8 protein-coding genes are annotated in these 5356 nt (G+C 71.7%); 3 read left to right on the top strand and 5 right to left on the bottom strand.

What is annotated here, in order from left to right; translation table 11 throughout:
- On the top strand, positions 1-590 hold a 590-nt coding region (locus tag CCR97_RS16900), incomplete at its 5' end, for a hypothetical protein (protein WP_201159685.1).
- 144 nt (positions 591-734) lie between these two features.
- Here CCR97_RS16900 and CCR97_RS16895 read toward each other — a convergent pair.
- Both CCR97_RS16895 and CCR97_RS16890 read right to left on the bottom strand, forming a co-directional pair.
- The gene (locus CCR97_RS16895) at positions 735-1316 is read right to left on the bottom strand and encodes an SPX domain-containing protein (RefSeq protein WP_244670504.1); all 582 of its coding nucleotides are present in this window, start codon (positions 1314-1316) and stop codon (positions 735-737) included.
- 94 nt (positions 1317-1410) lie between these two features.
- Complete coding sequence (locus CCR97_RS16890; RefSeq protein WP_111360595.1) at positions 1411-2361, bottom strand: DUF1236 domain-containing protein; 951 nt, start codon at positions 2359-2361, stop codon at positions 1411-1413.
- Positions 2362-2658: 297 nt separating this feature from the next.
- Between CCR97_RS16890 and CCR97_RS16885 the strand changes: the two genes are divergently transcribed.
- Positions 2659-3048 (top strand): hypothetical protein, encoded by a 390-nt coding sequence (locus CCR97_RS16885; RefSeq protein ID WP_111360594.1) that lies wholly within the window; start codon positions 2659-2661, stop codon positions 3046-3048.
- A gap of 229 nt (positions 3049-3277) precedes the next feature.
- On the opposite strand, the gene CCR97_RS16880 is transcribed toward CCR97_RS16885, so the two are convergent.
- Both CCR97_RS16880 and CCR97_RS16875 read right to left on the bottom strand, forming a co-directional pair.
- Positions 3278-3571, bottom strand: coding sequence for a DUF3072 domain-containing protein (locus CCR97_RS16880; protein WP_111360514.1), 294 nt, complete (start codon positions 3569-3571; stop codon positions 3278-3280).
- 34 nt (positions 3572-3605) lie between these two features.
- Positions 3606-3983 carry a DUF1236 domain-containing protein gene (locus CCR97_RS16875; RefSeq protein WP_111360515.1) on the bottom strand — a complete coding sequence of 126 codons (378 nt, stop codon included), beginning with the start codon at positions 3981-3983 and terminating at the stop codon, positions 3606-3608.
- Positions 3984-4216: 233 nt separating this feature from the next.
- On the opposite strand from CCR97_RS16875, the gene CCR97_RS16870 reads away from it, so the two are divergent.
- Positions 4217-4597 carry a hypothetical protein gene (locus CCR97_RS16870; protein WP_146618968.1) on the top strand — a complete coding sequence of 127 codons (381 nt, stop codon included), beginning with the start codon at positions 4217-4219 and terminating at the stop codon, positions 4595-4597.
- A gap of 36 nt (positions 4598-4633) precedes the next feature.
- On the opposite strand, the gene CCR97_RS32105 is transcribed toward CCR97_RS16870, so the two are convergent.
- On the bottom strand, positions 4634-4996 hold the full coding sequence (locus CCR97_RS32105; protein WP_146618969.1) for a DUF1236 domain-containing protein: 363 nt from the start codon (positions 4994-4996) through the stop codon (positions 4634-4636).
- Positions 4997-5356: the final 360 nt, after the last annotated feature.

The raw sequence follows: 5356 nt of genomic DNA, 5'->3' as shown, positions 1-5356 counted from the left end.
CGCCGCGCCGGGCCGCCGCGCCGAAGCCGGCCGCCGCCGCGGCCAGCGCCCCGAAGGCGATCGCCTGCGCGGGCGTGTTCGCGAAAGGATCGAGCCATCTCCAGCTCGCCCAGACCTTCGACGCCAAGAACGTCGAGTTCGGCGAGGTCGACGGGCCGGAGGGCAGCAAGCTCAACGCCACCCTGGTGTACCCGACCGACCCGAAGCGCCGGCTCGAGGTGCTGTGGCAGAACGAGGCGGCGCGCAGCGACGTGTCGCTCATCGTCGTCACCGGCCAGTCGGGCTGGACGGCGCCCAAGGGCCTCAAGCTCGGCCTGCCGCTCGCCCAGCTCGAGAAGGCCAACGGCAAGCCGTTCAAGGTGTCGGGCTTCGATCAGGACAACGGCGGCAGTGTGATCGACTGGCAGGGTGGCGCCCTCGCCTCGCTGCCGGGCGGCTGCAAGGTCGGGGTGCGGCTGACGCCGGACGCCAAGGCGACCGACGCCGCCAAGGCGCAGGCCTCGGGCAAGGAGTTCGCCTCCACCGACGCCGCCCTGAAGGGCGTCAAGCCGGTGATCGCCGAGATCCTGATCGGCTATCCGCAGGACTGATACGGCATCTGTCCGACTCTCTTGCGGTCGTTCCAGGGCGCAGCGGAGCTGCGAACCCGGAATCCAGCGGCGAGTTCTGTCATCGGGGTTGGGTTCGCGCCTCCGGCGCGCCCCGGAATGACGTCTCGACTGTCGCCAGCAGTGTCACGCCGGCTTCGGCACGGTCGGCGGCGAGGCGGTCGGCTTGACGGCGGCGGCCGCCGCCGCCATCGCGGACGGAGCAGGCGCCGCCGCGGGCCCGGCGAACGGGCCGGAGCGGGCGGCCTGCAGGGCGGCGCGTGCGCGCGCAGCCGAATCGCCCGACTTCGGAACCTCCGCATAGTCGCCGCGCAGCGCCTTGAGGGCGTTGCGCTCGACGTCGATCTCGCGCGCCGTGCGGAAGCCCATGCGCCGCATCACCGGCAGCGGCGGGCACCAGCCCTGGGTCGCGTGCTGGAGCAGAAATCCACCGACCACGGCCGGCACGGCGAGCCAGCCGCCGCCGCGGGTGAGCGCCAGCAGCGAGCCGGCGAGCCCGAGCGCCGCGGCATTCGCCTGCAGGGCGCGCTCGATGTCCCACTCGGCGTCGAGGGCGCGCAGGCGCAGCGCGATCTCGTCCGGATGTTCGGCGTAGAACAGCACGTTGCGCTCGATCTGCCGATCGATCGCGGCGTTGATCTCGGCGTCGGTCATGCGGCGCACGCGCTGCGGCGTGCCGGGAAGCGTGGCGGAATGGCGAATCGTCATCGGGGGTGTCCGCGTTTTCTCGTTCGGGAAGGTTTTTGTCTGCGGCTTCGACGCCGCGACGCGGCCGGGGCCGCGTCGCGGTCGCAGGCGGGCGTCAGCGGACGACGTCGGCCACCACGGTGCCGGTCGTCGGGTCGATCAGCAGCACCCGGCCGTTGACGACGGCGTACTGGTAGCCACGCGTCTGCGGGATCTGCGTCACGAGCTGGCGCGGCACCGGGGCGAGCGTCACGCTGTCCGGCACGACCGAGCCGACCGTGTACGTCACGGCGCGGGTGGTCGGCACCGCCGCGTAACCGGCGTAACCCGGCTGCCAGCCATAGGGCTGCGCGTAGGCCGGCTGGCCCCAGGGCTGCGCGTAGGTCGGCGTCACCCGCTCGAGCGCCGCCGGATCGTAGGAGGCCTGCTGCCCGAGCGTGCGATAGATCACGGCCCGCTGGGTCGGCGCGAGCGCCATCGGATCGCTGGTGACGCGCCGGGCCGTGCGGGTGCGGCTGGTGCGGGTCGGCTCGGGCTCGACCGCGCGCGCCATGATCGGCGGCGTGCCGCGCCGCACCGTGCGGACCGCCGGCGCCGGCACCGGATCGTCGACCGACTCCTCGATCACCACGGTGCGGGTCGCGTCGACCGGCACGGTCTCGACATAGGGGCCGCCATAGGGCCGCACCGTCACGCTGCCGCCCACCGGCGCGGGCGGAGCGACGGCGACGGCCGGCGGCGCCGGGTAGGCGGGAGCGTAACCGCTGGGCGCCGGCGCCCAGCTCTGCAGATAAGTCTCCCCGGCGGGGCCGTAGGTCGGGAACACCGGCGTGGTCGAGACCACCGGGGGCGCCATGGTCTGCAGTGGGCGCCGCGTCACCGTGATCCCGGCCGGCCCGCTGGTGATCACGGTCTCGACCGGCTCGTTCGAGACCTCGCGGGAGATGACGGTCTGGGCGTTTGCGAGAGCGGTTCCGGACAGGAGCGCCGCGGCGACGGCGAGCATGCGGGGGGCGATGCTGCGAGGCACGAGCGGACGGGCGGCGAGCAGGCGGGATGCGGTCATGCGGCCTCTCCGGGCTGGGGACGGTACACCCCAAACGCCCGCGCTCCGGTGCCGTTCCGGTCATACCGCCACACGGTCTCGTGAGCGTCGGCCGGATCCCAGGATTGTGACGATCTTTGGACGAGAGCGGGGCGGCAAAAGCCCCAGTACGGCCGTCACGAGGTCAAATTCCCGCGAGTTAATCGGGGGATGGCGCGTCGCCTTGGGGCGTCGCTCGAAGGGGGCCACCGCAGGGTGGATCGAGCCCGGCCGGATGCGCCCAGGGGACCAGAGTTTCAAACCAGGAGTACGGGGAGTATGACCATCACGACCCAGGCGCCGCTGCAGCCGGCCGACGATGTCGAGGCCGCCGCCACCTCGTTCGAGGGCGAGATCCGCGAGTTCGTCCGGCGCGACTTCACGCCGGTGCGGCGCGGCACCGACACCGGCTCGGGCGAGTTCGCGGCCAGCAACATCTCGACCCTGGTGCAGCGGGTCGCCGGCACGTCGCTCGCCGAGATCGAGAACCTGATCGGCGAGCTGCAGACGCTGCGCGACTACATCGCCAGCGAGGGCGAGCGCGTCCAGCGCGAGCTCGCCGGCTACGCCCAGCTCAACCAGGCCGCCATGGCCTCGACCCGCATCATCGCGGACAGCATGTCGAAGTGGAAGACGCACGTCGGCGTCGACGAGACCAAGACGGCGTGAGGAGGCGGGACGCGTCCCCGATCTGATCAGATCGTTGCCGATCGGAATAACGATGCGTCGCGAAAGGGCACGGGACCCTCTCCCTGAGGGAGAGGGTCGGGGCGCGCGACAGCGCGCACCGGGGTGAGGGGTTACGGCGTCGGTCGGAGAGCTCGGCACCCCCTCGCCCGGACCGCTTCGCGGTCCGACCTCTCCCCGCCGGGGAGAGGTGAAGTGCGAGCCGCACTCTCTACTTGTCCAATGACAGCCGCTGTTTCAGCGCGTCGATGCGGCGCGACGCCTCGGCTTTGGTGAGGTCGGGCGCGAAGGTGTCGGGATCGTGCGCCTGCTCGGACAGCGTCTTCAGATAGGACGCCTGCGCGCCGGTCATCGGCTCGCCACCCGACACCCAGTCGTCCGGGTCCTTCTCGGTGTTGCCGGGCGGCGCGGGATCGCGCTTCGGATCGGGCGCGGACGACTCCTGTCCGGTGCGATCCCGAGTCTCGTCCGTCTCGACATGCGTGCGGGTGGGGCTCTTCGCCATCTGCTCCTCGTGATCCTTCCAGCCGCGGACGCCCTCATTCCTCCGACGTGATCACGAGCGCGACGCGCCGCGACTCCGGCTCGACCAGCACGACCTGTTTCTCGACCATGGCCACCGCGAAGGGCTTCGCCTCCGGCATCAGCGTGACCAGCGTGTCGGGCATCGGCGCGAGGTCGACGCCGGCCGGCAGCGTGGCGCCGATGGAGACCCGGAAGCCGGTCGGGGCGGCGTGGTTCTTCTGGGTGCGGCTGACGCTCTGATAGATCGTATGGCGCTGCGCGTCGGTGAAGTTCACGCGCGGCGCCGGGCCCGGATTCTGGGTGTCCTGCGGCGTCGTCTGGGCCGTGACGAGGGTCGGCGCCGCGAGCGCCAGCACGGCCGCGAGCATCAGGATCGGCGGCGAACGGCGCATGCGAGACCTCCATCCGGTGTGATCGCCGGGTCAACGCCGGCCTTCCGGATGCGGTTCCTGGATGCGGATCGGGCCGCTTCGCCGCCACGCCGTCGCCGCACAGCTTGATGCGGCCTTAACCTTGTTTCGATTATGCTCGGACACGACTCGGCGTGTGCAGTGGCGCGCGGCTTGCTTGCCTCGCTGTGCGGAGGCCCAACGGGGCGATCGAGGACGGGGGGATTGTCATGATCATGGCACCGCTGTTTGGGGCGGCGCTGGTGACCGCGGTCGCGACGGGACCGATCGACCCGGGCACCGCCACCGGCCGCGCCGGCCTGCAGAGCCGCATCACCGCGACGACCGACTGCATCGTGCGCGCCGTCGCGGCCGATCCGCGCTATCGCCGCGCGAGCGCCGACGCCACCGCGGTCGAGGCGACCGCGCCCGGGGCGACGCTCGGCGATCTGATCGTCGATTCGATGCCGGCCTGTGCGAGCACGGTACGCGAGATGATCGACGCCTGGGACGCCACCTATGGCGAGGGCAGCGGCGAGGCCTTCTTCATGGGGCCGTTCCTCGACGTGCTGCCGACCGCGGCGAGCCGCCTGCTCGATCGCGCCAAGGCGAAGTGAAGGCGACGTGATTGCGCGGTGACGCGCGACGCGCCGCTATTTCGCCAGCACCTCGACGACCCGCATCGTGGTCGGATCGACCAGCACGACGCGCTCCTCGACCACGGTGTAGCGGTAGGGCTTCGCCTCCGGGATGTCGGCCAGCGCCCGGTCGGGCAGCATGTGCAGCTCCATCGCGGGCGGCAGCTCGGCGCCGACCTGCGGCGAGACACCGGGCGGCACCTTCACGTCGCGGCGGTTCTCCCGCACCGCCTGGGCGATCGCCCCCTTCTGCTCCTCGGTGAGTGGCACCGGCTGGGCCGACACCGGGCCGACCCCGCCGGTCGACGGCATCGCCGGCAGCGGCGTCTGGGCCGATGCGGAAAGCGTGGGGACGAGCAGCGTCGGAGCGGCGATCACGGCCGCCGTCAGGGCGGCCCGAACCGCACGGGACCGGCGGACGGGCGATAGTCGGACAGGCGATCGTCGGAACGGCATGGCATCCTCTCGAAACGATGGGGTTCGAGAGGGAATGCCGCGGCGCGGAAGTCGTTCCGGAGTTTCGACGGTGCCGTCTCTGGCCTCCGCGCTGCCCCTCATGGAGGGCTTTGCATGATTTGTCGGTCGTCCCGGGGCGGCGCGCAAGCGCCGAGCCCGGGACCCATATGTGGACGGCCCCCGTGCAGCAAGAGATTTTCAGAACGGATCGGATCGCTTGCGTCCATATGTTCGGCCTGTCGGTGCGGCCACTCGCGGCCGCTGGCCAAGATGGTTTCCGCG

Source organism: Rhodoplanes elegans (assembly GCF_016653355.1).
Lineage (GTDB): Bacteria > Pseudomonadota > Alphaproteobacteria > Rhizobiales > Xanthobacteraceae > Rhodoplanes > Rhodoplanes elegans.
This window is presented reverse-complemented; position numbering and strand designations above follow the sequence as displayed.

Bases quoted from the DNA above. Each gene is read 5' to 3' on its own strand.
- CCR97_RS16895 (WP_244670504.1), bottom strand. From the start codon at position 1,316: ATGACGATTCGCCATTCCGCCACGCTTCCCGGCACGCCGCAGCGCGTG.
- CCR97_RS16890 (WP_111360595.1), bottom strand. From the start codon at position 2,361: ATGACCGCATCCCGCCTGCTCGCCGCCCGTCCGCTCGTGCCTCGCAGC.
- CCR97_RS16885 (WP_111360594.1), top strand. From the start codon at position 2,659: ATGACCATCACGACCCAGGCGCCGCTGCAGCCGGCCGACGATGTCGAG.
- CCR97_RS16880 (WP_111360514.1), bottom strand. From the start codon at position 3,571: ATGGCGAAGAGCCCCACCCGCACGCATGTCGAGACGGACGAGACTCGG.
- CCR97_RS16875 (WP_111360515.1), bottom strand. From the start codon at position 3,983: ATGCGCCGTTCGCCGCCGATCCTGATGCTCGCGGCCGTGCTGGCGCTC.
- CCR97_RS16870 (WP_146618968.1), top strand. From the start codon at position 4,217: ATGGCACCGCTGTTTGGGGCGGCGCTGGTGACCGCGGTCGCGACGGGA.